Source organism: Pararoseomonas baculiformis (assembly GCF_017813395.1).
In the GTDB taxonomy this organism is placed as follows: domain Bacteria; phylum Pseudomonadota; class Alphaproteobacteria; order Acetobacterales; family Acetobacteraceae; genus Roseomonas; species Roseomonas baculiformis.
Genome location: NZ_JAGIZB010000006.1, coordinates 107,752 through 132,473, shown reverse-complemented (window position 1 = coordinate 132,473; position 24,722 = coordinate 107,752). Strand labels below are relative to the sequence as shown.

Sequence of the window (24,722 nt, the reverse complement as noted above, 5' to 3'; positions counted from 1 at the left end):
GGCGCCTCCTCTTGATTTCGCGGTTCTTTTTCCCATGTGACCGCTTGACGCGTGGTGGACCGCCCTTTTAGGTTTCATGCCGGTGTAGAGCCCTGGGTTCCCGGAAGCCTCCACCGCCCCGTGCATCGCCATCGGAATCCCGCCGCCCGGCGGAGGATCTGGCCCCAGGCCAGGTTCGATCCAGGTTCCGTGCACCCTTCCCCTTCGGCCAGAGGTTCACCACCCCTGGCGATCGAGACCACCCCGAATGCACCTCTCCGAACTCAAGGCCAAATCCCCGGGCGACCTGCTCGCCTTCGCGGAGGAGGTCGGCGTCGAGAACGCCTCCTCGCTGCGCAAGCAGGACATGATGTTCGCCATCCTTAAGCAGGTCGCCGAGAACGGACAGGCGATCTACGGCGATGGCACGCTCGAGATCCTCTCCGATGGCTTCGGCTATCTGCGGAACCCCCAGTCCAACTTCCTTCCGGGGCCGGACGACATCTACATCTCGCCCGCCCAGGTCCGCCGCTTCGCGCTGCGCACCGGTGACACGGTCGAAGGGCAGATCCGCGCACCCAAGGACGGGGAGCGCTACTTCGCCCTCCTGAAGGTCAACACGGTGAATTTCGAGCCGCCCGAGGCGGTGCGCCACCGGGTGAACTTCGACAACCTCACCCCGCTCTACCCCACCCGGCGCCTGCGGATGGAGAACCCGGAAGCCGAGGCGGCGCAGGCCGACAAGAAGGGCCCGCTGAAGGACAACACGCACCGGGTGATCGACCTGGTCTCGCCGATCGGCATGGGCCAGCGCGCGCTGATCGTCGCGCCCCCGCGCACCGGCAAGACGGTGATGCTGCAGAACATCGCCAAGTCCATCTCCGCCAACAATCCCGATGTCTTCCTCATCGTGCTGCTCATCGACGAGCGGCCGGAAGAGGTGACGGACATGGCGCGCACCGTGCGCGGCGAGGTTGTCGCCTCCACCTTCGACGAGCCGGCCACGCGCCACGTGCAGGTGACGGAAATGGTGCTGGAGAAGGCCAAGCGCCTGGTCGAGCACAAGCGGGACGTGGTGATCCTTCTGGACTCCATCACGCGCCTCGGCCGCGCCTACAACTCCGTCGTGCCCTCCTCGGGCAAGGTGCTGACGGGCGGCGTGGACGCCAACGCCCTGCAGCGGCCGAAGCGCTTCTTCGGCGCGGCGCGCAACATCGAGGAAGGCGGCTCGCTCACCATCATCGCAACTGCCCTGATCGACACGGGCAGCCGCATGGACGAGGTGATCTTCGAGGAGTTCAAGGGCACCGGTAACTCGGAAATCGTCCTTGACCGCAAGCTCTCGGACAAGCGCGTCTTCCCCGCGATCGACATCACCAAGTCCGGCACCCGCAAGGAAGAGGTGCTGGTGGATCGCGCTGAGCTGTCGAAGATGTGGGTGCTGCGCCGGATCCTGAACCCGATGGGCACGCAGGACGCGATGGAGTTCCTGCTGGACAAGCTGAAGTACAGCAAGACCAACCAGGACTTCTTCGACGCGATGAACACCTGAGGCTGCCCGCTGCGGCGGGGCCATGAAGAAAGGGCCTGCCCCGTTGCCGGGGCAGGCCCTTTTCGTATCCGGTTACCCGGTTCGGCTCAGCGGCCGATCTGGGACGGCGCCTGGGTGCCGGGAACGCCAGCCTGCGGGCTGGTGGGCAGGCCGGCGCCGCCGGGAGCGGCCGGGGAGGCAGCGATGCCAGGCACGCCAGCGCCCTGGTCCGGGGCAACGCCACCCGGCGCGCGCGGCGTCGGCGCCGTGGAAACCGGGCCCTGCGGGGCCGGGGACTGGGCGAGGGCGGGGCCCGCGATCAGGCCGGCGGCGAGGGCAAGTGCGAGGTGGGTCTTCTTCATCTGGTTTGTCTCCATGAACCGTCGTGGTGTGGGTGACCAACGCGGCCCTTGAGGCCCGGTTGCGGGACCGGCATCACGCTGCGGTGGAAAGACGTCCGGCGGGTGCGGAGCCGGGCTGCGGGGGTGGAAGCATCCGCGGCCGCTTCTCCGGGGCAGCATCCCACCGATGGGAGCGATGAGAGAGCTTGAACGGATGGCTTTGACGGAAACCACTGATATCGGCGCTTTGGAGCGGGCCGCGCTGAACGCCGTGCCGGCGCCGCGGGTGGCATGGGATGGCGGCTTCGTCATCCGCGCGTTCCTGGGCGGCACGGGCCGCGCCAATGCCGCCTGTTCCCTGGACCCCGCGCCGGATCCCGGCCTGGAAGGGCGCGTGACCCGGATCGAGGCGCATTATGCCCGGCTCGGCATGCCTTGCTGCTTCCGTTCCACCCCGCTCGACCCACCCGGGCTGCTGGGGCTGCTGGAGGGCCGCGGCTATCGGGAGAAGGAAGGCGCGCTGGTCATGCTGGGGCAGGTGCCCGCGGCCGAGGACCCCGCCGCCCGCTGGCTGGCCGGCCCGGAGGCCGACTGGCTCTCCATCCTGGCCACGGCCGAGCATCAGGGCCCTGCCAGGCGCGCCGAGAAGGAGCAGGCCCTGCCCCTCTTCGCCCGGCCTGCCGCCTGGCTCGTGCTGGAAGAGGGCGAGGAGCCTGCCGCCTGCGGGCATGCCGTGGCGGATGGAGCATGGTGCGGGCTCTTCGACCTCGCGGTGCGGCCGGAGTTCCGCCGCCTTGGCCTCGGGCGGCGCCTGCTGGGCGCGCTGGCGGGCTGGGGAAGGCGGCAGGGCGCGGAAACCTGCTGGCTCCAGGTGGCCCCCGGCAACGTCAACGCGCGCCGTGTCTATGAGGCAGCTGGGTTCCGGGAGGCCTATCGATACCGCTACTTCATGAAGGGCTGAAAAGGAAAAGGCCACCGTCAGGTGGCCTTTCTGCAGGATTTTTTGCGGTAACGGAAAACTTGCCTCTTCGCCGGAAAGATTACGGCAGAAGGATCGTACTGCCCGTGGTCTTTCTGGCCTCAAGCGCCCTGTGCGCCTCGGCCGCGTCGCGCAGCGCGAAGGTCTGGTTGATCTCGATCCTCACCTTGCCGCTGCGCACGACCTCGAACAGGTCCTCCGACATGGCCAGCAGGTCCTCGCGCCGCGCGGTATGGGTCGCCAGGGTCGGGCGGGTCACGAAGAGGCTGCCCTTGGCCGCGAGAATGCCAAGATCGACACCCGTGACGGGGCCGGAGGCGTTGCCGTAGGAGACCATCAGCCCGAAGGGCGCGAGGCAGTCCAGCGAAGCGAGGAAGGTGTCGCGGCCGATGCTGTCATACACCACGGGCAGGCGGGCCCCCCGGGTGATCTCGTCCACGCGGGCGGGAAGATCCTCCCCCTGGAGAATGACATGGTCGCAGCCATGGGCGCGGGCCAGCTCGGCCTTTGCTTCCGTCCCGACCGTGCCGATGACCGTGGCGCCCAGTGCCTTCGCCCACTGGCAGAGGATGAGGCCCACGCCGCCTGCCGCCGCATGCACCAGGATCGTCTCACCGGCCTGGAGGCGATAGGTGCGGCGCAGGAGATACTGGGCCGTGAGGCCCTGGAGCATCATGGCGGCGGCCGTGCGGAAATCGATGTCGTCCGGCAGCTTCACCAGCACCTTGGCGGGGATGGTGCGGAACTCCGCATAGGCGCCGATCGGCCCCATGGCATAGGCCACGCGGTCGCCAAGCTTGAGGTCTTCCACCCCTTCGCCCACGGCCTCCACGGTGCCCGAGGCTTCCATGCCGATCACGGCCGGAAGCGAGGGGGCCTTGTAGAGTCCCGTGCGGAAATAGATGTCGATGAAGTTGAGCCCGACCGCCGCGTGGCGGACCAGGGCTTCGCCCGGCTTGGGGCTGGGAAGCGGCACTTCCTCCCAGGTCAGGTTCTCCGGGCCGCCCGGCTCATGAAGGCGAATGGCGTGGTTCATGGGCAGGGTTCCTAGGACGCCTTGGAGGCGCCAGGGGCGCCTTCTCCGTGCGGGGTGGGGGGGATGCTGTCCAGCAGGTCCGGCCGGTCCGGGTCGGCGCGGCGGGTCCGCCGCTCCAGGGCCAGGAGCCAGCGCTTGGTCGCGACGCCGCCCTCGGCCGAATAGCCCCCGATCACCCCGCCCGCGCCGATCACGCGGTGGCACGGGATGATGATGGGGATCGGATTGGCGCCATTCGCCCCGCCGATGGCGCGGGACGCGGTGCCGAGCAGGCGGGCGAGGTCAGCATAGGAGCGGGTTTCCCCATGCGGGATCTCCCGCAGGGCTTGCCAGACACGCTGGCGGAAGGGGCTGCCCATGGGCTTCAGCGGCAGGTCGAACTCCGTCCGCAGCCCATCCATGTAGTCCTGCAGCTGGTCGGCGGCGCGCCGCAGCAACGGGGATTCCTCCCGGTCGCGGCCCTGGCCCCAATCGAGGGCAACGATGGCGCCGTCCTCCTCCGAGATGGTGAGGGTGCCGAGAGGGGTGTGGATGAAGGTCTGGGGCATGGGTTGGCCTGGGGCATTCGTCGGGCGAGCCGGGCCCCGCGTCAAGCGGGGTTTGCAGGAAGCTCGTGAGTGCGACTTCCTTACCCGCCCAGCCCTCGCGCGGAAGCGGCGTGGGCTCTACATGCGGGAAAGCTTCTCCATCGAGGATGCCCTTTCCTTGGCCGATTACCACCCCGCCGTTTCACGTGAAACAGAAACGGATCCGCCGCTCTGGTTCGATGTGCACCTTTTCGTCTGCACCAACCGCCGGCCCGATGGGCACCGCCGCGGCTCCTGCGCCGCGCGAGGGGGGGAGGCACTGCGGGACTACATGAAGGCACGGGCCAAGGAGATGGGCCTGAAGCGCGTGCGCGTGAACAGCGCGGGCTGCCTGGACCGCTGCGAGTTCGGCCCTGCCATGGTCATCTACCCCGAGGGCGTCTGGTACCGCGCGGACACGCGTGAGGACATCGACGAGATCCTGGCCACCCACGTCCGCGACAAGGGGCGCGTACCCCGGCTCATGCTGACCGAAAAGGACGTGCCACCCGGCAAGGAGAAGGGCTGAACACATCCCGCCCGGCAGGATGGGCGCCATGCCTGACACGATCTTCGCCCTGGCCACGGCGCCAGGCCGCGCGGCCATTGCTCTCATCCGTCTCTCCGGCCCGGGGGCGGGGGGGCTGCTGGCTGCCATGGCCGGAACCCTCCCGCAGCCCAGGCTCGCCTCCCTGCGCCGCTTGCGCGACCTCCGCGGCGAGGTGCTGGACAAGGCGCTGGTGCTCTGGTTTCCCGGCCCATCCTCCTACACCGGCGAGGATTCGGCGGAGCTGCACCTGCATGGGGGCCCCGCCGTGGTGGAGGGGGTGGGCGATGCCCTGGTCGCGCTCGGCGCCCGCCCGGCAGAGCCTGGAGAATTCACCCGCCGCGCGGTGCTGAACGGCCGCATGGACCTGACCGCCGCCGAGGGCGTGATCGACCTCATCGAAGCCGAGACGGCCGCACAGGCAAGGCAGGCGCTGCGCCTGGCCGGTGGCGGGCTGGCGGTGCTCTGCCATGGCTGGGCAGACCGGCTGGCCGGGCTGCTGGCCCGGCAGGAGGCCCTGATCGAGTTCGAGGACGAGGACCTGCCGGGCACGCTGGAGCGAAGCGTGGGGGAGGGCATCGCATCCCTTGCCGCCGAGATCGGGAACCGGCTCGAAGCCGATGCGGGTGGGGAGCGCATCCGCACCGGGCTGGATGTCGCCATCCTCGGCGCCCCGAATGCCGGCAAATCCTCGCTGCTGAACGCGCTGGTCGGGCGAGAGGCCGCCATCGTCTCCGCCCGGGCCGGAACCACGCGGGACATCGTCGAGGCGCGCCTGGTGCTGGCCGGCCTGCCGGCCGTGCTGGCCGATACGGCGGGGCTGCGGGAGGCCGCCGACGAGATCGAGGCCGAGGGCGTCCGCCGCGCGCTGCACAGGGGCGAGGAGGCCGATATCGTCCTGGCCGTGCTTCCGGGCGATGCGCCGCCCGATCCCGCCACCCTAGCCCTGCTGGAGCGGCGGCCCTGCATCCCGGTCGTCTCCAAATCCGATGTGGGCAGCCTGCCCTTCCCTGGCGCGCTGCGCGTCTCCGCGCGCACGGGGCAGGGGCTGGAGGAACTGCGTGCCCGGCTGGAAGCGGAGGCCATGCGCCTCGCCCCCGCATCCGGCGCCACGCTCATCTCCCGCCCGCGCCACCGGGCGGCCCTGCGCGATGCCCTCGCATGGCTGCGGGAAGCCGCGGGTGCCGCCCTGCCCGAGCTGCGCGCGGATGCGCTGCGCGAGGCGCTTCGCGCCCTCGGCCGCCTTACCGGGAAGGTCGGGGCAGAAGAAATTCTGGACCGCGTCTTCGCCGAGTTCTGCATCGGGAAGTGACCCGGGGCGACCGCTTCGGTATAGGCGCCACATGGCGGCTGACTTTGACGTGGTGGTGGTGGGTGGCGGGCATGCCGGGGCCGAGGCGGCCGCGGCGGCGGCCCGTTGCGGCGCGCGCACCCTGCTGCTGACGCACCGGATCGACGGGCTGGGTGAGATGTCCTGCAACCCGGCGATCGGCGGCGTGGGCAAGGGGCACCTCGTGCGCGAGGTGGACGCGCTGGACGGGCTGATGGGCCGGGCGGCCGATGCCGCAGGCATCCATTTCAAGCTCCTGAACCGGAGCAAGGGCCCGGCGGTACGCGGGCCGCGCGCCCAGGCGGACCGAGGCCTCTACCGCCGCGCCATTCGCGCCCTGCTGGAGGCCACGCCCAACCTCACCCTCCGCGAAGGCGTGGCGGAGGGGCTGGAGCGCGGGGCTGATGGCGGGATCGATGCCGTGCTGACCGGCGACGGCACCCGGATCGCCTGCGGCGCCGTGGTCGTCACGGCCGGCACCTTCCTGCGCGGCGAGATCCATTTGGGCGAGGAGCGGATGCCCGCCGGGCGGCATGGCGACCCGGCCTCGGTCGGGCTGGCCCTCGCGCTGCTGGGCCTTGGCCTGCCCGTGCGCCGGCTCAAGACTGGCACACCGCCCAGGCTGGATGGCCGCACGATCGACTGGGACGCGGTGGAGCCGCAGCCCGGGGACGACCCGGCCGAACCCCTCTCCTGGATGACGGAGCGGATCACCGGCCCGCAGGTGGTCTGCGGCATCACGGCCACCACGCCCCGCACGCATGAGATCATCCGCGGCGCGCTGGACCGTGCGCCGATCTACACCGGCCAGATCCAGGGTGCCGGGCCGCGCTACTGCCCTTCCATCGAGGACAAGGTGGTGCGCTTCGCGGAGCGCGAGCGGCATCAGATCTTCCTCGAACCGGAAGGGCTGGACGACCCCACGGTCTATCCGAACGGCATCTCCACCAGCCTTCCGCGAGAGGTGCAGGAAGCCGCCATCGCCAGCATTCCCGGCCTGGGCCGCGCGCGCATCCTGCGGCACGGCTATGCCATCGAATACGACCACCTGGACCCCCGCGCCCTGCGGCCCAGCCTGGAGGTGCGGGCCGTGCCGCGCCTCTTCCTGGCGGGCCAGGTGAACGGCACCACAGGCTATGAGGAAGCGGCCGCCCAGGGCCTCCTGGCCGGGCTGAACGCGGCGCAGAGGGCAGGGGGCGGCGAGCCACGCCTGCTGCTGCGAACCGAAGCCTATGCCGGCGTGCTGGTGGATGACCTCGTGACCCAGGGCGTGACGGAACCCTATCGCATGCTCACCGCCCGCGCGGAGCACAGGCTGCGGCTGCGGGCCGACAATGCCGGGCTGCGGCTGACCGAGCGCGGCATCGACTGGGGCTGCGTGGGGCCGGAGCGCGCGGCGCGGCACCGCGCCTTTGCCCGGGCAGTGCAGGATGCCCTGGCGCGTGCGAGGGCATCGGTCGCCACCCCCGCCGCCCTGGCCGCGGCCGGCATCGCGGTGAACCAGGATGGCGTGCCCCGTTCCCTGCTGGAGGTGATGGCCCTGCCCGCCGCCGCCGGCCCGGCTCTGGAAGCCGCCTTCCCCTGGCTGCATGACCTGCCGCGCGGCGTCCGGGAGCAGCTGGAGACGGAGGCGCTCTACGCTCCCTATCTCTCCCGCCAGGCCGCCGAGTTTGCCGCCCTGGAGCGCGAGGAGCGCCTGCCCATTCCCGAGGATGTCGACTTCGCCATCATCGCCGGCCTCTCCACGGAGATGAGGCAGCGCCTCTCCACGGCCCGGCCCGCCACGCTGGGCGCTGCCGGGCGCGTGCCGGGCGTGACGCCCGCCGCGCTGGTGGCCCTGGCGGGCTTCCTCCGGCGTTCACAGGCACTTGCCAGGGCGGGGGCGGCGTGAAGGCACCGGACGCCGTGATTTCACGTGAAACGGAGGCCGGGCTGGATGCTTTCCTCGCCCTGCTCCTCAAGTGGAATGCCCGCATCAACCTAGTGGCGGAGCGCGATGCAGCCACGCTGCGCGCCCGTCACATCGCGGATTCGCTGCAACTCCTTCCACTGCTGCCCCCCGGCGGCGGACCGGCGGCTGATCTCGGCACCGGCGGCGGCTTCCCCGGGCTGGTGCTGGCCATTGCGGACAGGTCGCGCCCCTGGCACCTCGTGGAATCGGACCGGCGCAAGGCCGCCTTCCTGCTCGCCGCCTCGGCCGAGCTCGGCCTGTCGCATGTCCGCGTGCATGCCGAACGGATCGAGGCCGTACAGCTTCTGCCGCTGGCCCTGGTCAGCGCGCGCGCCCTGGCGCCCCTGTCCGTGCTGCTCGGCCATGCAGCCCGGCTGCTCGCCCCTGGTGGCGTTGCGATCTTCCCGAAGGGCCGGAACGCGGAAGCCGAATTGACCGCCGCCGAGGCGGGTTGGACAATGACCGCCGAGCGCTTCGAGAGCCGTACCGAACCGGGCGCCACCATCCTTCGCATATCCGGAATCTGCCGTGCCGGCACCTGACCGCCCCAACCCCGCGCGTGCCTCCGGCCCGCGCCGCATCGCGCTCGCCAACCAGAAGGGCGGCGTGGGCAAGACCACCACGGCCATCAACCTGGCCACCGCCCTGGCCAGCACCAAGCGCGTGCTGCTGCTGGACATGGATCCCCAGGGAAATGCCTCCACCGGCCTCGGCGTGCCCCGCAACGGGCGCGGCGCCGGCACTTATGCCCTGCTGGTGGGGGACCGCCCGCTGGCCGAGCTGATCCGCCCCAGCAAGATCCCGGGCCTCGATCTCCTGCCCGCCGACAACGACCTCGCCGGCGCGGAAATCGAGATGGTCGGCATGGAGGACCGCGAGCGGCGCCTCGCCGACGCCCTGTCGCGCGATGCCGCCACCCTGGCCCGCTACGACTACCTGTTGGTCGACTGCCCGCCCTCGCTCGGGCTGCTCACCCTCAACGCCCTCGTCGCGGCGCAATCCGTCATGGTCCCGCTGCAGACCGAGTTCTTCGCGCTTGAGGGGATCTCCCAGATCGCGCGCACGGTGGAGCGCGTGAAGCGGCTGAACCCGGAGCTGGCGCTGGACGGAATCGTCCTGACCATGTTCGATCGCCGCAACAACCTCTCCGAGCTGGTTGCGCGCGATGTCCGCAGCTTCTTCAAGGACCGGGTGTACGACACGGTGATCCCCCGCAACATCCGCGTCTCCGAGGCGCCATCCCACGGCCTTCCCGTGCTGCTCTACGATATCCGCTCCTCCGGCGCGCAGGCCTACATCAAGCTGGCGGCCGAGCTGCTGAAGCGCGACCGCGCCCGGGCACGCCAGGCCAAGGCAGGCGCCGCATGAGCCGCAAGCCCACCCGCCTCGGAATGGGCCTCTCGGCCCTGCTGGGCGACGAGTCCGCCCCGGCGGCTGCCACCCCCCAGACCCTGCCCGTGGAGGCGCTGGAGCCCGGCCCCTTCCAGCCGCGCGGCCCGATGGACGAGGAGGCCCTGGCCGAGCTGACCGCCTCCATCCGCGAACACGGCGTTCTCCAGCCCATCCTCGTGCGGCCCAAGCCCGGGGCGAAGGGCAGCTACCAGATCATCGGCGGGGAGCGCCGCTGGCGCGCCGCCCAGGCCGCCCGGCTGCATGAGGTGCCCGTCAGCGTCCGCGAGATGGACGACCGCGCCGCCATGGCCGCCGGCCTGGTCGAGAACCTCCAGCGCGAAGACCTGAACGCCCTGGAGGAGGCGGAGGGCTACCGCCGCCTCACGGAGGAGTTCGGCCTGAAGGCGGAAGCCCTGGGCGCCGCCGTCGGCAAAAGCCGCAGCCATGTCGCCAATACCATGCGCCTGCTGGGCCTGCCGCAGGGTGTGCGCCAGATGCTCGGCCGCGGCAGCCTGACCGCCGGCCATGCCCGTGCCCTTCTGACCGCACCCGACCCGGTGCGCCTGGCCGAGATGGTCGTGACCCGCGGCCTGAACGTGCGGCAGACCGAAGCCCTGGCCGCCGCCGCCGACCGACCCCGCGCCGCCCGCAGGGGCCAGGATGCCGAAACCCGCGCGCTGGAACGCGAACTGTCGGAGCGCCTGGGCCTGAGGGTGGCCATCGAGCACGGGGGAAAGGGGGGGAAGGTGACGATCTCCTACCGGGACCTCGACCAGCTGGACGGGATTATTCGCCTGCTGCAGGGCTAGGCTGGATAGGGAAACTGACGCTGCTGGCGTCCCCATGGCCGGGCACGCCGAGTTCTGAAATCTTGGTTTCCGGAGAGGGCTCTGCCCTCTCCGGACCTCACCCGCCAAGGGCCTGAGGCCCTTGGAACCCAGTCTGGCTGCCGCGGATACGATGCAACACGGGGTCTCTACCCCTGCTCCTGCCCTTGCAGTCGCCTCCGGTCATGGACCGGAGGCGCACCGTCAGCCGAACCGCTCCAACCGATAGAAAAAGACGATGGTGAGGGGTCCGGGGAGAGGAAGAATCCCTTCTTCCTCTCCCCGGGACAGACCACCCCCACAAGATAAGAAAACCACTGTCACCCCCGCCGCGCCAGGATCGCCGACTGTCGTGCCAGCGTCAGCAGGGCTGCCCGTGCCACTGCCGCATCGGGAACAGGCCGCCCGGTTCCGCCGGACTTGCTCTGCCGCTCCGCTTCCAGCAGCCCCGCCAGCACGGCTTCCAGCGCTTCCGGCCGCCAGATACGCAGCGCCTTCTCGAAGCCCGGCTTGCTCCGGAAGAAGACGGGCGGCTGAAGCGCCTGGATGCCGGCCACGGAGGCCAGGTGCAGGCGCTGCACATGGCGTAGCAGGGCCCGCAGCACCTGCACGGGGTTGGCGCCCTCGGACATGGCGGATTCCAGTGCCCGGTCGGCCATGGCCACGTCCCCGGCCGTGGCGGCCACCAGCGCCTCGTCCATCTCCAGCGCGGAGCCATCGCCGATGCAGGCGAGAACATCCTCCTCCGCCAGTTTTCCACCCCGCCCGGCATAGAGGGCCAGCTTTTCCAGTTCTCGCCGCAGCGTCTGGCGATCATCGCCCAGGCGGCCGGCCAGCCAGGCAATGGCGGCCGCCTCGGCCGTGACGCCTTCCTCCTTCAGGATGGCGGCGATGGTGGCCGAAAGCTCCGCCCCGCGCTCCCTGTAGCAGGGGATGGCAGCGGCGCGCGCATGGGTCTCGGCCAGCTGGCGGAGCTTGGACCGGGCCTGCAACTCGCCGGCTTCAAGGATGATCAGCGTGTCGCCGGGGGCTTCCAGTACCTCCCGCAGCGCGGGGGCAAGAGCATCCGTCGCGTCCCGCACCCGCACCACGCGGCGCCCGCCTGTCAGCGCCAGCGCCGCTGCCTCGCCGGCCAGGGCGCCAGGACGGGCAGCCGCCTCGCGGGGCAGCTCGGCCACGCGGAACGGATCATTGCCGGGCGCCACGGCCTCCTGCAGCGCATCGGCGCGTTCCCGCGCCAGCCCGGCATCTTCCCCGAAGAGAAGGGCGGCACGGGTAGCGCCGGGATCCTTCAGGAAGGCCGGAAGGCGGCGCGCATCGAGCTTCATGGGCGGCTCAGGCCGGCGGGTTCTCGCGGAAGGCAATGGCGAGCCGCGTCACGATGTCCTGGGCCACCTGTTCCACCAGGCGGCGCTCCGCGGCCTCGCTGCTGAGGAGGGAGGCGAAATATTCGTTGTCGAGATAGTTGTAGGCGTCGATCGCGCGCGCATTGCCATTGGCCACCGGACGGGGCGGCACGCCGATGGTCTGCAGTGTCCAGGGCGCCGTCATCACCATGCGGAAACGCGAGGGCGCGCCGTCGCGGCGGTAGCCCTGGGCCTCATAGGCCGTCTGCGGCACCACCGTCAGCTCGTAGCGGGCCGCGGGACCGCTGCGGTCGGCCGCCGCGAGCCGCCTCTCCAGCGCCTGATGCAGCAGCTGCCCGGTGCGGTTGGTCAGCCGTCCCACCCGCACCGAGGCCAGCTGCGGCGCGATGGCCGGCTGGCCTGCCTCGGATGGGCCGTAGAGCGGGCGGAAGCCGCAGCCCCCCAGGCTGGCCGCCAGCCCGGCCAGGAGAAGGCTCCGGCGGGGCAGGGGGCGTTCAGACAACGAAGTTGACCACGCGGCCTGGGACATGGATGCGCTTCCGGATGGGCTTGCCGCCGATGGCACGCTGCACATTCTCCTCCGCTTCCGCCAGGGCCATCAACTCCGCCTCGCCGATGCCCACGGGCACGGAAAGGGTGGCGCGCAGCTTGCCCAGCACCTGCACGGCAATGGTCATGCTCTCCGCCACCAGCAGCGCGGGATCCGCCTCGGGCCAGGCCATGCCGGCCACCAGCTCCGTGCTGCCCGGATGCAGGATGGACCAGATCTCCTCTGCCAAGTGCGGCATCATCGGCGCCACCAGTCGGGCCAGGATGGCAACGGCCTCGCGCCGCGCGTCCAGCGGGGCGGGGGAGGATTCGATGGCATTGGCGAATTCATGCAGCCGGGCCACCGCCACGTTGAAGGCGAAGCTCTCCAGCGCCCCGGTCACCGCCGCGATGGTGCGGTGGCTGGCCTGCATCAGCGGCCGCGCCTCGCCATCGCCGGCACGCTGGTCCAGCGTGGTGGCAAGCCGCCAGATGCGCTGCACGAAACGATGCGCGCCGGACACGCCGGCCTCGCTCCACTCCATATCCCGCTCCGGCGGGTTGTCCGAGAGGATGAACCAGCGCGCCGTATCGGCCCCGTAGCGGGAGATGATGGCCCCGGGGTCGATCGTGTTCCGCTTGGACTTCGACATCTTGTCATTGCGCGAGACGATGAGCGGCACGCCCGTGCCCTTCTCCGTCGCGCTTCCATCCGCGGCCACGTCCACCTCGTCCGGCGCCAGCCAGCGGCCATCGGGCGCCTTGTAGGAGGCGTGCTGAACCATTCCCTGGGTGAAGAGCCCGGCGAAGGGCTCGGGCGTCTTCAGCTGGCCCATGGTGGACAGGGCGCGGGTGAAGAAGCGGGAATAGAGCAGGTGCAGGATCGCGTGCTCGATCCCGCCGATATACTGGTCCACCGGCAGCCAGCCATTCGCGGCCTCCGCCACCAGCGGCGTCTCCGCGCGCGGGGCGGTAAAGCGGGCGAAATACCAGGAACTGTCGACGAAGGTGTCGAAAGTGTCCGTCTCACGCCGGCCCTGCTTGCCGCAGGACGGGCAGGCGACATGCTTCCAGCTGGGATGGTGGTCCAGCGGGTTGCCGGGGCGGCTGAAATCCACATCCTCCGGCAGGCGCACCGGAAGCTGGTCCTTGGGCACGGGTACGATGCCGCAATCATCGCAATGGATGACCGGGATGGGGCAGCCCCAGTAGCGCTGGCGGGAAACCCCCCAGTCGCGCAGGCGCCAGTTCACCACGCCCTGGCCGAGGCCCTTCTTTTCCAGCGCGTCGATGGCGGCGCGCTTTCCGGCATCGCTGCCCAGCCCATCCAGGAAGGCGGAGTTGAACAGCGTGCCGTCCCCGGTCCAGGCATTCTTCCCGATGGCGAAGCTGGCGGGATCCTCGCCCGGCGGCAGCACCACGGGCGGCACGGGCAGGTCATACTTGCGGGCGAAGTCCAGGTCGCGCTGGTCATGCGCGGGGCAGCCGAACAGCGCGCCCGTGCCGTATTCCATCAGCACGAAATTCGCGATCCAGACCGGGAAGGTCGCCCCCTCGATGAAGGGGTGCTTCACCCGGAAGCCGGTGTCGAAGCCCTTCTTCTCCGCCTGCTCGATGGCTGCCTCGCTGGTGCCCTGGCTGCGGCACTCAGCGATGAAGTCGCCCGCCGCCGGGTTCCGCGCGGCCGCGGCGGCGGCCAGCGGATGCTCGGCCGCGACCGCCAGGAAGGACATGCCGTAGAGCGTGTCCGGGCGGGTGGTGAAGACCTCCACCTCGCTTGTGCCGTCCACCGGCTCGGCCAGCTGGAAGCGCACCCGCGCCCCTTCGCTGCGGCCGATCCAGTTGGCCTGCATCGTCCGCACGCGCTCGGGCCAGCGCTCCAGCGTGTCCAGGGCTTCCAGCAGCTGCGGCGCGAACTTGGTGATGGCCAGGAACCACTGGGAAAGCTCGCGCTTCTCCACCGGCGCACCGGAGCGCCAGCCCTTGCCGTCGATCACCTGCTCATTGGCCAGCACGGTGCCGTCCACCGGGTCCCAGTTCACCCAGGACTTGCGGCGCTCCACCAGCCCGGCCGCCAAGAAATCCAGGAACAGGGCCTGCTGCTGCCCGTAATACTCGGGATCGCAGGTGGCGAATTCGCGCGCCCAGTCCAGCGAGAGCCCCATGCTCTTCAGCTCGGACCGCATGTTCGCGATATTGGCATAGGTCCAGGCGGCCGGATGCGTGCCGCGCTCCCGCGCCGCGTTCTCCGCCGGCAGGCCGAAGGCATCCCAGCCCATGGGGTGCATCACTTGGTGACCACGTGCCCGCTTGTAGCGTGCCACCACGTCGCCCAGCGTATAGTTCCGCACATGCCCCATATGGATCTTGCCCGAGGGATATGGGAACATTTCAAGAACGTAGTACTTGGGTTTCGTGCCATCCGGAACGTCCGGCGCGGCGAAGCTGGAGGCATCGCTCCAGGCCTGCTGCCAGCGCGGCTCGGCAGCGGCGAAATCATAACGGGCGGGGCTGTCGGACGGGCCGTCGGTCATCGAGGGGTGACTATGAGGCTTTTCTGGTGGTCCGTCCTGTTATCCCCCCCGGCGCGGGGTGGGAAGGGGCTTGGCGGCCCTGAAACCGGATGGGAGGCACGGGGTTCTATGGCGCTTCCAGGGAAGGAAAGCCGAAATGCGGATCATCCCCATTGCCGCGCTGCTCGCGGCCACCCTCGCTGCCCCAGCCATGGCCCAGTCTTCCGCCGCCAGCCAGGCCTCGGGCGTGCCCGCGGGCCATATCCGGGCCGAGCAGCTGCTGGACCGTGACGTCTACAGCACCGACAATGTCGAGATCGGCGAGGTCGAGGACCTGGTGATCGACCCGGCGCAGGGCCGCATCACCGCCGTGGTGATCGAGCTGGAGAACCGCCTGGGCCTTACCCAGAAGCATGTCTCCGTCACCATGGACCAGCTGCGGGTCACGCCTGGCGAGCGCCGGGTGACGCTGAACATGGCCTCGGGCGAGATCCGGTCCCTTCCCGCCTTCAACAGGTAAGCAGATCGGGTAAGCAGATCGGGGCTGTGGCCAACCGGCCGCGGCCCCGAAGCGGTGCTCAGAGAGAGGCGGACTGGCTGCGCAGCTCGCGGGCCCGGGCCAGCACCTTGTCCTCCAGCTCCGCGCTGGTCGCCGTGGCCACGGGCGCATCCACCCAGGCGCCATTCCGCAGCTCCTGGCGGAAGACGGAGACGCGGACGCCGTCGGAACGCAGCTGGCGGCCAAGGATATAGGCCGTGGCGCGGAACCGCTCGCCCTGCGCGGCCGGGGGCGAGTACCAGTCGGTGATGATCACGCCGCCATAGGGGTCGGCCGAGGAAAGGGGCATGAAGGACAGCGTGTCCAGCGTGGCGCGCCAGAGATAGGCATTCACGCCCAGGCCACTACTGGCTTCCGGCGCCCCGGCCGTGTTGCGGTTGCGGCTGCGATCGGTGCCGAGGACCAGCAGCCCGTCATCATTGCCCGAGAGCCGGCCGGCAACGCGGGCGCGCTGGCTGTCGTCGGTATATTCGCTGTTCTCGACGATTCGACCCTGGCTGCAGGCAGCGAGGAGGACGGGCAGCGCGAGGGCTGCGAGGCGAATATGGCGCATGGCGCGGCACGTAAGGCGGGGGCGCGACCGGGCGCAAGTGAGAAAACGTGAAAAGCCGCCCATCCGGGCCCTGAAATGAAAAGAGGCGGCGGGTTTCCCCGCCGCCTCCCTTCCGTTCGGCTGAAGCCGGATCAGAACGCGACCCGGAAACCGGCGAGCACGATGTCCACGTCGGCGCTGCCGGCGGGGCCCACGTTCGTGAACTGCACGCCGCGCTCCTTGCGGTCGTAGTTGATGTACTCGGCGAAGAAGTCGAGGCCGGGGGCGACGCGGTAGTTGCCGCCAACGGCCCAGCCGAGGTCACGACGACCAGCCGGGGCGGTCTGGCTGCCAGCCGACCAGTTCATGGCGAGATGGCCACCAACCGTGAAGGCGTCGATCGTGTAGGTGGCGCCCACGAGGAAGGCGTCCGAACGGCGGTCGTCACGCACCGCACCGCCGGCGCGGGTCACGGTGGCGAAGTTGCCGTTGTTGCCGTGGCCACCATGGTACCAGCCGCCGACGGAGAAGCCATAGGCCGTCACCACGGCGCCGGCCCAGATCAGGTCCATGCGGTCAGCGGAGTTGCCGGTGATGTTCTTCACCGAGTCAGCGCCGATGTAGCCGACCGTTGCGGCCAGGCCGACCGGGCCGAAGGACCCGCGCCAGCGCAGGGCGGCCTGGATCTCGTTGCGGCGGCGGCTGTTGCCACCGGCCACGGCGGAGAGCTTGTCGCAGGTGGTGACGGTCGCGACGGTCACGGCGTCGCAGCCCGACAGGGCGCCTTCCTGGTTGTTGAAGGCGAAGCTCACGCCCGCGTCGAAGCCAGCGAACTGCGGCGTCAGGTAGATGAGCTTGGTGTTGTCGCCCAGGTCGTTCGGACCCATCAGGCTCATGCGGTAGTTGCCGCCGATCACCTGCTGGTTGTTGTCGCCCGAGTCGAGGCCGCCCAGGCCGAAGCCGGTGATGTGGCCGGACTGGAGCTGGCCGATGGCGCCGTCTTCGTCACCGAAGCGGATCTGGCCGAACGTGCCCTGCAGGTAGGCCCAGGCCTCGTCATAGTCGAGGGTGTTCTTGGAACCCTGCGTGGTGTTGCGCACGGAGTCGTTCTGGATCTCGAGGGCAACGCCGTAGCGCAGGCCGTTCGCGGCCTTGCCGGAGGCCAGGACGTGGATCTCGATCTCGTTCGAGAAGTCCGAGCTGCCGATGCGGGCATCCGGCGTGTTCACGTTGTCCTGGCGGGTGTAGTTGTACATCGCCTTGTAGTAGCCGCCGATGCGGACCTCGAGGCCACGCAGCGAGGTGCCGGCCGCGGGGAGACGGGACGAGAAAGCGTCACCGCTCAGCGACTGGGCCATCGCCCCCGGCGCGAAAAGGGCAGCGGCGGCAACGGCCGTGCTGCCAAGAAGAAGCTTGCGCATCCCAAATCCTCCTGACGTGCCGGGAAACCGTCCCGGCGCTACCTGCGACCCGCCCGCCCCCCTCGGCGGGTTTGCCGCGAGATGTGCACCGTTCGATGCGCCCCGTCGGCCGAGCCCGCCGGGACTATGGTTCAGGCGCTTCGGGGGCGTCCATCGTGCAATGGCCCCGGGCGCGACATGCGCGAAACACTGTGTCTGTCGTGCCACAGATGGAGCAGGGGCCCGAAAGGGCTCGGGAGAGCCCTCAGGACAGGCCGCCGATCGCGGCCCAGCCGGACGCAGCCGGGGGCAGCCGCCGGCTGTTCCGGGCATTCACCCCGCCCAGCGCAATCACCGGCCGCCCGGCCCGCCGCGCCAGGGCCGCCCAGCGCAGCGTCCCCAGCCCGGGTGCCCCGGGATGGCTGGCCGTGGGGAAGACAGGGGAGAGCAGCACCAGATCCGCCCGCAGCCGCCGGGCCCGCGCGATGCCGGCCCGGCCATGTGCCGCCACGGAGAGCAGGGGCGGGCGGCGCCGGCGCCGGGCCAGCAGGAAAGGCAGCAGCCCCCGCGCCGGCCGCCTGTCCGGCAGGTGCAGCCCGGCCCGCAGCGCCAGGGCGGTCCGCCCCTCCGCCGCGACCACCAGCGCCAGCTGCCGTTGCCGGGCCAGGGCCGCCAGGGGCCGGAGCAGCGCCGGGGCCATGTCCCGCGCCAGCACAGCCCCGCCCCGGGGCAGGCGCAGGGCGGCCGCGCGCGGGTCCGGCAGGCGCCGCGCATCGCTGAGAAGCCACAGGCGGGGGATGGGCGCGTTCCAACCCGACCGGTTCTGCCCTAGCCTTCCCCGCCGCATGACCGACCTTCCCTCCCCTGACGCCGACGCCATCGCCGCGAACCTCGCCCGTATCAAGGCACGCATCGCCGAAGCCTGCGACAAGGCCGGGCGCGATCCCGCCGGGGTGACGCTGGTCGCCGTCTCCAAGACCCATCCGGCCGGGGCCGTGCGCGCCGCGCTGGCCGCGGGCCAGTCCGTGTTCGGGGAAAACCGGGTGCAGGAGGCGGCGGGCAAGTTCCCGGAACTGCGGCCGGACCATCCCGCCATGCGCCTGCACATCATCGGCGGGCTTCAGACCAACAAGGCGCGGGACGCCGTGCGCGTGGCCGACGTGATCGAAAGCCTGGACCGCCCGAAGCTGGCCGCCGCCATCGCCGAGGCCATCCGCAAGGAAGGCCGCGCGCCCGGCCTGCTGGTGCAGGTGAACACGGGCGCCGAGCCCCAGAAATCCGGCGTGGCGCGGGACGAGGCCTCCGCCTTCCTCCGCCAGTGCCGGGAGGAGCACGGCCTCGCCATCTCCGGCCTCATGTGCATCCCGCCCGAGGGCGAGGACCCCACCCCCCATTTCCGCTGGCTGGCTGAACTGGCCGCGAGGGAGGGGCTGGGCATCCTCTCGATGGGCATGAGCAGCGATTTCGAGGCCGCGATCGCCTGCGGGGCCACCCAGCTGCGCGTCGGCAGCGCCATTTTCGGGGCGCGCCCCTACCCGGCATGAGCGACGCCGCCGCATGGGACGCCCGCTATGCCGAGGGCGGCTTCGCCTTCGGGGAGGCGCCGAACCGCTACCTCGAAGCCCAGTCCGCCCGGCTGAGGCCCGGGATGCGCGCCCTGGCGATCGGCGATGGCGAGGGGCGCAACGGCGCCTGGCTGGCCGGGCGGGGGCTGGATGTCACCGCCGTGGACTGGTCCGCCACCGGGCTGGCCAAGGCGGAGAAGCTGGCCCAGGCGCGCGGCGTGCCCCTACGGACCGTGGTGGCCGACCTCACCGCCTGGAACTGGCCGCGGGTCGGATTCGACCTGGTCGCCTGGATCTTCGTGCATCTCCCGCCAGCCGACCGCGCCCTGGTCGCCGCCCGGGCGGCCGAGGCGCTGGCGCCGGGCGGGCTGCTGGTGCTGGAAGCCTTCACCCCCGCCCAGGAAGGGCGCCGCTCCGGCGGCCCGCGCGATCCGGACCTCCTCTGGTCCGCCGCGCTGGTGCGGCGGCATTTCGCCGGCCTGGAGATGCTGGAATGCCTGGAAGGCACGGTGCTCCTGGACGAAGGGCCGAAGCACCAGGGCCATGCCGAGGTGGTGCGGGCCCTGCTGCGCAGGCCCTGATCCGGAAAGGCCGGGCCGGGCGCTCAGCCCGGCGCCGTGTCCCGGGCGGAGGCGGCAAGCCACCCCCCGCCGATCACCAGCCCCGCCGCCACGGCGATCCGCGCCGTCAGCGCGCCTTCTCCGGCGAGGAGAAGGAGAAGGGTGGAGGCGACCGGAACGGCATAGGCCAGCGTGCCCAGCAGCCGCGGGTCGCCCCGCTTCATGCCCCGGTCCCACAGGAAGAAGGCCGCGCCCACCGGTCCCAGCCCCAGCAGCAGGGCGGAAACCCATTGCCGCGCATCCGGCACCACCACCGGCTCGAAGACCAGATGCGCCAGCCCGGCCAGGATGCCGGAGGCCAGGCAGAAGCCGGCCACCGCCTCGGTCGGCACCCCTGAAAGCCGCCGCGCCGTGACGGAATAGACCGACCAGGTCAGCGCCGCCCCCGCCGCGCAGAGAAAGCCGGGCACCGCGCCAGGCGGAAAGGAGGCGCCGGGCCCCACCACCAGCGCGCAGCCCAGGAAGCCCAGCGCCACGCCCCCCAGCCGCCTCGGGCCGAGTCGCATCCCCAGGATCGGTGCCGAGAGCAGCACGATCAGCAGCGGCCAGAGATAGTTGATCAGGCTCGCTTCCACGGGCGGGGCCCAGGCCAGGGCCGCGAAATACAGGGCATGGTAGCCGAACAGCCCGCCCACCCCGTGCAGCCAGGCCAGGGGCGGCTGCCGCAGCGCCCCGAGCTGCCCGCGAAGGGCCAGCCAGCCCATCGCCAGGAGGCCCGCCGTGCAGAAGGCCATGGCCGTGACCTGCAAGGGCGGCAGCCCGGCCGCGCCGCGTGCCAGCAGCGCCAGGAAGGCCCAGAGCACCAGCGCTCCAACCCCGGACAAAGTCGCCGGGCTCATGCGGCGTGCCGCCCGGGGAAAGGGGCAACCGGGCCGCAAAGGGCGCGTTGCCCCCGGGTCCCGCCGGGTTCCCCCGGCAGTGCCTGGAAATAGGAGTGGAGCAAGGTGGGCTTCCTGATTCGTACGGCGATCACGGCCGTGGCCTTCTACATCGCCGCCAACCTCGTCACAGGCCTCTATTTCCCAAGCCTGGCCAACCTCATCATCGCCGCCATCATCTTCGGGGTGGTGAACGCCGTAATCCGCCCGATCGTGGCCACCCTCTCGCTGCCTCTCACGGTGCTGACGCTGGGCCTGTTCACCCTTGTCATCAACGCACTGATGCTGGCGCTCACCGCCCTGCTGATGCCGGGGATGCGGATCACCAGCTTCGGCACCGCCTTCCTGGCTGCCATCATCATCTGGGTGGTGTCCTGGATCGCGAACAAGCTGATCGGGGACCGGGCCTGAGCCAGCGCTGCGCCCCCCGGCCAATGACCGGAGACGAAAACTCCGTGCTGCACCCCATCCGCGGCAGCCGGCCGGGGGTCCAAGGGTGTCAGGCCCCAGGTTGGTGGCACGGCACCTCCTCGAACCTCCGGAGAGGGCAGGGCCCTCTCCGGTCATGCGAAACCAGCTAAGCCATCCCGGGCAGGGGCCGGTAGGGCAGGGGCGCCAGGCGCGTGGCGTGCCAGGTGATCGCCTGCCACACCCCGCCGGTCACATAGGGATCCCCGGCCCACCAGGCCTTCGCCGCCTCCAAGGTGGGATGAGCGGTAATGGCGACGGAGCCCGCCATCCCGCCGCCTGGCGCATCCAGGATCGCCCCGCCCAGAACCAGGGTGCCGTCCTCGGCCGCGGGGTGCACGCGGGCCAGATGCGCGTCCCGCACTGAAAGCCGGCGCGCCAGGGCCCCGGCATCCTTCCCGTCCAGCGCGATGGCGATGCTATGGGTCGGCGCCGTCGGCACCGGCCCGTCCTGCGGCAGGGGGCGGTAGGGCAGCGGGGCGATGCGGAAGGGATGGACCTCCTGGCTTTCCCAGATCCCCTCCCGCCGGAAGGGCTCAGCCTTGAGGTAGCGGTCCAGCGCCTCCGCCCTCACCAGCATCAAAGAGCCCTCATAGGCTCCCATCCCATCCAGCAGCGGGACGCCCAGGATCAGCTCCCCGCTTTCCGCCATGGGGCGCAGCAGGGCCAGATGGTCGGCCCGCACCGCGCCGATCCGGGCGCCGGCATCCGCCGCCGCCCGTGCCAGCACCAACCGGCATTCCGTCATCGCGCCGTTCCTCCCCCGCGAAGGCTCGCGCGGGGGAGGAGGGGGCGCAAGCCCGGCTACTTGTTGGTGCGGCCCAGATGGCCGGGCGCGACGCCGCCCTGGGGCGTGGTGTCGTTCGCCGTGTCGCCCTCATCCGTGTTGTCGGCCTGGAGCACGGCCGGGTCGGTCCCCCGGCCGAATACCCCCTTGGAGGAACCGATGCCGGGGTTGCGCTCGTCATCGGAAGGCGGGCGCGGGATCCCGTCGCCCAGCCCTTCCTCGTTCGGGCCACCCTTGGGGTGCTTCGAAGCGGTCATGCAAACCTCCCGTTCCTTGCAAGCGCAGGTAACGGCCAGCGCCCCCGGGCGGTTCCGAACGCCATCAATACATGTGCTGGCCACCATTGATGGAGAGGGTGGAGCCGGTGATGAAATCCGCATCATCGGCCGTGAGGAAGGCAACGCCGCGCGCGATGTCATCCGCCGTGCCCAGCCGGCCGCGGGGAATGCGCGCGATGATCTTTTCCAGCACGTCTGGCGGCACGGCCCGCACCATCTCCGTGTCCACATAGCCCGGCGCCACGGCGTTCACCGTGATCCCGACGCGAGCGCCTTCCTGCGCCAGCGCCTTGGTGAAGCCATGGATGCCGGATTTGGCGGCAGCATAGTTCACCTGCCCATACTGGCCGGCCTGGCCGTTGATGGAGCCGATATTCACGATCCGGCCGAATTTCCGGGCCGTCATCCCATCCCAGACCAGCTTGCACAGGTTGAAGCAGGAGCCGAGATTCGTATCGATCACGTCGTCCCACATCTTCCGGTCCATGCGCTTCATCGTGTTGTCGCGCGTGATGCCGGCGTTGTTCACCAGGATCTCGACCGGTCCCACCTCCGCCTCGATCCGGCGAAGGGCATCTGCGCATTGCTCCCAGTCCGAGACGTCGAATTTGTAGGTCGGGATGCCCGTACGCTCGGTGAAGGCGCGGGCCGCCTCCTCATTCCCCGCATAGGAGGCGACTACCGTTCGTCCAGACCGCTGCAGGTGTTCGCTGATCGCGGCCCCGATACCACGCTGACCACCGGTGACGAGTGCGATACGTGCCATTCGGAGGGCCCCTTTTCCGCCATTGGTCTCCCAATTTCCAAGCTGACCCTCCCGATACGCCCCATCAAGAGACAAGCGCGCAACATCGCACTGCACAAAGCCGATTTTGCGCAATATCCCGTCTTGCGCCGGTCGGGCCGCCCGGAAAGGGCCGGGAAAATCACCGGAAGGCACAAGGAGTTCTGGCCTTGGCCGCCCGCGCGGGTGTAGGACGCCGCCCGCTAAGACCCGCTCCTTCAGGATCACGTCATATGGATACCCCGATCGCCGCCGTGCTCTGGCCCGACCATGCACGGCGCGACATGGCCGCCCTGACGCGGCTGATGGCGCATCTGGAGCGCTGCTGCCTGGAGATGGGGGCCGAGGACGCGGCGGCCCATCTTGCCGAAGCCGCGGCCTGCCTGGCGCATGAGGGCGCCCAACGCCGCCTGGCGGCCTGAGATTATCTGAGCGATCTGCTGGTTCCCGGAGAGGGCTCTGCCCTCTCCGGACCTCACCCGCCAAGGGCCTGAGGCCCTTGGAACCCCGTCTGGCTGCCGCGGATACGATGCAAGCAGGGGTTTCTGAGCCCTTATCCTGCCCTTGCAGTCGCCTCCGGTCATCGACCGGAGGCGCACCGTCAGCCGGGCTTTTCCAAACATCTAAAAGAAGATGATGGTGAGGGGGCCGGGGAGAGGAAGAATTCCTTCTTCCTCTCCCCGGGACAGACCACCGCTACCCGATCAAGGAAACAGGCGGGATCAGGCCTCCATCCCCGCTGTCTTCAGCAGGGTGGCGAAGGCCAGCTGCATGTCGTGCAGGCTCTGGTTCGGCTCCACATCCACCCATTCGTCCAGCGAGTGTGCTCCTGCCCCTGCCCCGGCGGAGAGGGCGATGCCCGGGATGCCCAGGGAGATGGGGATGCTGGCATCGGTGGAACTGGCCACTGTCTTCGGCGCGAAGCCCAGCGCCTTCGCGGCCGCCATGGCATGGGCCACCAGCTCGCTGCCCGTGTCGATCGCCCCGGCCGGGCGGTCGCCGATCTTCTTCCACTCCACCGTGACCGGGCCCTTGGCCGTGCTGCGGGCGGCATTCTCGCCCTCCACCGCCTGCTCCACGATCTCCTTGAAGGCGCGGTCGATGCGGGCCAGTTCCTCGGCGCTGTCCGAACGCAGGTCCACCTCCAGCCACACCTCGTTGGGGATGGAGTTCACCGAGGTGCCGCCGCCGAGCACGCTGGCGCTGAAGGTCGTGCGCGGCTGCTTCGGCACTTCCATCCGCGAAAGCCCGGCCATCGCCTCCGCCAGCGCGAAGGAGGGGCTGACCAGGCCGAAATCCATGAAGCTGTGCCCGCCGGGGCCCCGGAAGGTCAAGCGGTAGCGGAGCGAGCCCGTGGCGCCGGAGACGATGGTGCCCATGCCCATGGGCCCTTCTACCGAGATGAAGGCGGCGATCCGCCCGGCATAGCGCCCCTTGGTGAAGAGGAAGCGGATGCCGCGCAGGTCGCCCAGCCCTTCCTCTCCCACATTCCCCACGAAAAGGATGTCGTGCTTCGTCCTGATGCCCGCCGCATCCATGGCGCGGAGGAAGGCAAGGTTCATCGCCAGGCTGCGCGTGTCATCGCCAATGCCCGGCGCGTAGAGCCGCGTGCCCTCGCGCCGCACCTTCAGGTCGGTGCCGGGGGGGAAGACCGTGTCCAGATGCGCCGCGACGACGACCAGCTGGCCATTGCCCAGCCCCCGCCGCAGGCCCATCACATTGCCCTCGGCATCCATCTCGCAGTCCTCGAGGCCGGCCTCGCGCAGCATCTCGAGATAGGCCTTGCCGCGCTCCTCCTCCTGAAAGAAGGGGGCGGGAATCTCGGTGAGGCGGATGGTCTCCTCGACAAAGCGCTCATGCCCGGCCGCGAGGTGCCGCAGCGCCTCCTGATAGGCTTGGCTCTTCATCACCTGCTCGACCATCGGCATACCCCTTCGCGGAACGGGGTGCCCCATGCGACGCGC

Annotated in this window: 27 protein-coding genes; 13 read left to right on the top strand and 14 right to left on the bottom strand. The window is 70.4% G+C overall.

Translation table 11 applies throughout. The features are described from left to right. Positions 1 to 247 precede the first annotated feature (247 nt). Positions 248 to 1,531: a transcription termination factor Rho gene (rho, locus tag J8J14_RS08005; protein WP_209378950.1), complete on the top strand. Its 1,284-nt coding sequence runs from the start codon at positions 248 to 250 to the stop codon at positions 1,529 to 1,531. Between the two features lie 86 nt (positions 1,532 to 1,617). On the opposite strand, the gene J8J14_RS08000 is transcribed toward rho, so the two are convergent. Continuing rightward, positions 1,618 to 1,872 (bottom strand): hypothetical protein, encoded by a 255-nt coding sequence (locus J8J14_RS08000; protein WP_209378949.1) that lies wholly within the window; start codon positions 1,870 to 1,872, stop codon positions 1,618 to 1,620. 199 nt (positions 1,873 to 2,071) lie between these two features. Here J8J14_RS08000 and J8J14_RS07995 point away from each other — a divergent pair, with 199 nt between their 5' ends. Then, the gene (locus tag J8J14_RS07995; RefSeq protein ID WP_245215554.1) at positions 2,072 to 2,812 is read left to right on the top strand and encodes a GNAT family N-acetyltransferase; all 741 of its coding nucleotides are present in this window, start codon (positions 2,072 to 2,074) and stop codon (positions 2,810 to 2,812) included. A 79-nt stretch (positions 2,813 to 2,891) separates the two neighbouring features. Here the strand turns inward: J8J14_RS07995 and J8J14_RS07990 are convergent, their stop codons facing one another. Next, positions 2,892 to 3,866, bottom strand: coding sequence for a quinone oxidoreductase family protein (locus J8J14_RS07990; protein ID WP_209378947.1), 975 nt, complete (start codon positions 3,864 to 3,866; stop codon positions 2,892 to 2,894). An 11-nt stretch (positions 3,867 to 3,877) separates the two neighbouring features. After that, entirely contained in the window at positions 3,878 to 4,414 is a 537-nt protein-coding gene (locus J8J14_RS07985; protein ID WP_209378946.1) for a methylated-DNA--[protein]-cysteine S-methyltransferase, read from the bottom strand. Between the two features lie 52 nt (positions 4,415 to 4,466). Here J8J14_RS07985 and J8J14_RS07980 point away from each other — a divergent pair, with 52 nt between their 5' ends. The 6 genes from J8J14_RS07980 to J8J14_RS07955 are packed head-to-tail and all read left to right on the top strand — an operon-like array spanning position 4,467 to position 10,461. Then, positions 4,467 to 4,961: a (2Fe-2S) ferredoxin domain-containing protein gene (locus J8J14_RS07980; protein ID WP_456307509.1), complete on the top strand. Its 495-nt coding sequence runs from the start codon at positions 4,467 to 4,469 to the stop codon at positions 4,959 to 4,961. Between the two features lie 28 nt (positions 4,962 to 4,989). After that, a complete protein-coding gene (gene mnmE / locus J8J14_RS07975; protein ID WP_209378945.1) occupies positions 4,990 to 6,291 on the top strand; it encodes a tRNA uridine-5-carboxymethylaminomethyl(34) synthesis GTPase MnmE in 1,302 nt (433 codons plus the stop codon). 31 nt (positions 6,292 to 6,322) lie between these two features. Continuing rightward, positions 6,323 to 8,200 carry a tRNA uridine-5-carboxymethylaminomethyl(34) synthesis enzyme MnmG gene (mnmG, locus tag J8J14_RS07970; RefSeq protein WP_209378944.1) on the top strand — a complete coding sequence of 626 codons (1,878 nt, stop codon included), beginning with the start codon at positions 6,323 to 6,325 and terminating at the stop codon, positions 8,198 to 8,200. 14 nt (positions 8,201 to 8,214) lie between these two features. Further along, positions 8,215 to 8,802: a 16S rRNA (guanine(527)-N(7))-methyltransferase RsmG gene (gene rsmG, locus J8J14_RS07965; RefSeq protein ID WP_342452413.1), complete on the top strand. Its 588-nt coding sequence runs from the start codon at positions 8,215 to 8,217 to the stop codon at positions 8,800 to 8,802. Continuing rightward, positions 8,789 to 9,628, top strand: coding sequence for a ParA family protein (locus tag J8J14_RS07960; RefSeq protein WP_209378942.1), 840 nt, complete (start codon positions 8,789 to 8,791; stop codon positions 9,626 to 9,628). The genes rsmG and J8J14_RS07960 overlap by 14 nt, the downstream gene beginning before the upstream one ends. After that, entirely contained in the window at positions 9,625 to 10,461 is an 837-nt protein-coding gene (locus J8J14_RS07955) for a ParB/RepB/Spo0J family partition protein (RefSeq protein WP_209378941.1), read from the top strand. The genes J8J14_RS07960 and J8J14_RS07955 overlap by 4 nt, the downstream gene beginning before the upstream one ends. A 338-nt stretch (positions 10,462 to 10,799) precedes the next feature. Here J8J14_RS07955 and holA read toward each other — a convergent pair whose 3' ends face one another. From holA to leuS, 3 genes are read right to left on the bottom strand one after another with little or no spacing between them, the layout of a single operon-like run. Further along, on the bottom strand, positions 10,800 to 11,807 hold the full coding sequence (gene holA, locus J8J14_RS07950) for a DNA polymerase III subunit delta (RefSeq protein WP_209378940.1): 1,008 nt from the start codon (positions 11,805 to 11,807) through the stop codon (positions 10,800 to 10,802). Between the two features lie 7 nt (positions 11,808 to 11,814). Next, positions 11,815 to 12,348 carry an LPS assembly lipoprotein LptE gene (lptE, locus tag J8J14_RS07945; RefSeq protein WP_209378939.1) on the bottom strand — a complete coding sequence of 178 codons (534 nt, stop codon included), beginning with the start codon at positions 12,346 to 12,348 and terminating at the stop codon, positions 11,815 to 11,817. Then, a complete protein-coding gene (leuS, locus tag J8J14_RS07940; RefSeq protein WP_209378938.1) occupies positions 12,341 to 14,908 on the bottom strand; it encodes a leucine--tRNA ligase in 2,568 nt (855 codons plus the stop codon). The genes lptE and leuS overlap by 8 nt, the downstream gene beginning before the upstream one ends. A gap of 136 nt (positions 14,909 to 15,044) precedes the next feature. On the opposite strand from leuS, the gene J8J14_RS07935 reads away from it, so the two are divergent. Next, positions 15,045 to 15,407, top strand: a complete 363-nt coding sequence (locus tag J8J14_RS07935; protein ID WP_209378937.1) for a PRC-barrel domain-containing protein — start codon at positions 15,045 to 15,047, stop codon at positions 15,405 to 15,407. Positions 15,408 to 15,465: 58 nt separating this feature from the next. On the opposite strand, the gene J8J14_RS07930 is transcribed toward J8J14_RS07935, so the two are convergent. The 3 genes from J8J14_RS07930 to J8J14_RS07920 all read right to left on the bottom strand — a co-directional run bounded on the left by J8J14_RS07930 (position 15,466) and on the right by J8J14_RS07920 (position 18,225). Next, on the bottom strand, positions 15,466 to 15,999 hold the full coding sequence (locus J8J14_RS07930) for a DUF3576 domain-containing protein (protein ID WP_209378936.1): 534 nt from the start codon (positions 15,997 to 15,999) through the stop codon (positions 15,466 to 15,468). Positions 16,000 to 16,130: 131 nt separating this feature from the next. Beyond that, on the bottom strand, positions 16,131 to 17,399 hold the full coding sequence (locus tag J8J14_RS07925) for a porin (protein WP_209378935.1): 1,269 nt from the start codon (positions 17,397 to 17,399) through the stop codon (positions 16,131 to 16,133). 244 nt (positions 17,400 to 17,643) lie between these two features. Next, a complete protein-coding gene (locus tag J8J14_RS07920) occupies positions 17,644 to 18,225 on the bottom strand; it encodes a thiamine phosphate synthase (RefSeq protein WP_209378934.1) in 582 nt (193 codons plus the stop codon). Between J8J14_RS07920 and J8J14_RS07915 the strand changes: the two genes are divergently transcribed. Together J8J14_RS07915 and J8J14_RS07910 are read left to right on the top strand one after the other, a co-directional pair. Beyond that, positions 18,224 to 18,922: a YggS family pyridoxal phosphate-dependent enzyme gene (locus J8J14_RS07915; protein WP_209378933.1), complete on the top strand. Its 699-nt coding sequence runs from the start codon at positions 18,224 to 18,226 to the stop codon at positions 18,920 to 18,922. The genes J8J14_RS07920 and J8J14_RS07915 overlap by 2 nt on opposite strands. Then, positions 18,919 to 19,524: an SAM-dependent methyltransferase gene (locus J8J14_RS07910; protein WP_209378932.1), complete on the top strand. Its 606-nt coding sequence runs from the start codon at positions 18,919 to 18,921 to the stop codon at positions 19,522 to 19,524. The genes J8J14_RS07915 and J8J14_RS07910 overlap by 4 nt, the downstream gene beginning before the upstream one ends. Positions 19,525 to 19,547: 23 nt before the next feature. Here the strand turns inward: J8J14_RS07910 and yddG are convergent, their stop codons facing one another. Then, complete coding sequence (yddG, locus tag J8J14_RS07905; RefSeq protein ID WP_209378931.1) at positions 19,548 to 20,402, bottom strand: aromatic amino acid exporter YddG; 855 nt, start codon at positions 20,400 to 20,402, stop codon at positions 19,548 to 19,550. Between the two features lie 105 nt (positions 20,403 to 20,507). Here yddG and J8J14_RS07900 point away from each other — a divergent pair, with 105 nt between their 5' ends. Then, positions 20,508 to 20,852, top strand: a complete 345-nt coding sequence (locus J8J14_RS07900; RefSeq protein WP_209378930.1) for a phage holin family protein — start codon at positions 20,508 to 20,510, stop codon at positions 20,850 to 20,852. 166 nt (positions 20,853 to 21,018) lie between these two features. On the opposite strand, the gene J8J14_RS07895 is transcribed toward J8J14_RS07900, so the two are convergent. From J8J14_RS07895 to phbB, 3 genes are all read right to left on the bottom strand, one after another. Further along, positions 21,019 to 21,657: a YciI family protein gene (locus J8J14_RS07895; protein WP_245215553.1), complete on the bottom strand. Its 639-nt coding sequence runs from the start codon at positions 21,655 to 21,657 to the stop codon at positions 21,019 to 21,021. Positions 21,658 to 21,713: 56 nt separating this feature from the next. After that, positions 21,714 to 21,953, bottom strand: coding sequence for a hypothetical protein (locus J8J14_RS07890; protein WP_209378929.1), 240 nt, complete (start codon positions 21,951 to 21,953; stop codon positions 21,714 to 21,716). A gap of 64 nt (positions 21,954 to 22,017) precedes the next feature. Continuing rightward, a complete protein-coding gene (gene phbB / locus J8J14_RS07885; RefSeq protein ID WP_209378928.1) occupies positions 22,018 to 22,740 on the bottom strand; it encodes an acetoacetyl-CoA reductase in 723 nt (240 codons plus the stop codon). Between the two features lie 251 nt (positions 22,741 to 22,991). On the opposite strand from phbB, the gene J8J14_RS07880 reads away from it, so the two are divergent. Next, complete coding sequence (locus J8J14_RS07880) at positions 22,992 to 23,180, top strand: soj family protein (protein ID WP_209378927.1); 189 nt, start codon at positions 22,992 to 22,994, stop codon at positions 23,178 to 23,180. Positions 23,181 to 23,480: 300 nt separating this feature from the next. Here J8J14_RS07880 and J8J14_RS07875 read toward each other — a convergent pair whose 3' ends face one another. Next, positions 23,481 to 24,680: a M20/M25/M40 family metallo-hydrolase gene (locus J8J14_RS07875; protein ID WP_209378926.1), complete on the bottom strand. Its 1,200-nt coding sequence runs from the start codon at positions 24,678 to 24,680 to the stop codon at positions 23,481 to 23,483. Positions 24,681 to 24,722 lie beyond the last annotated feature (42 nt).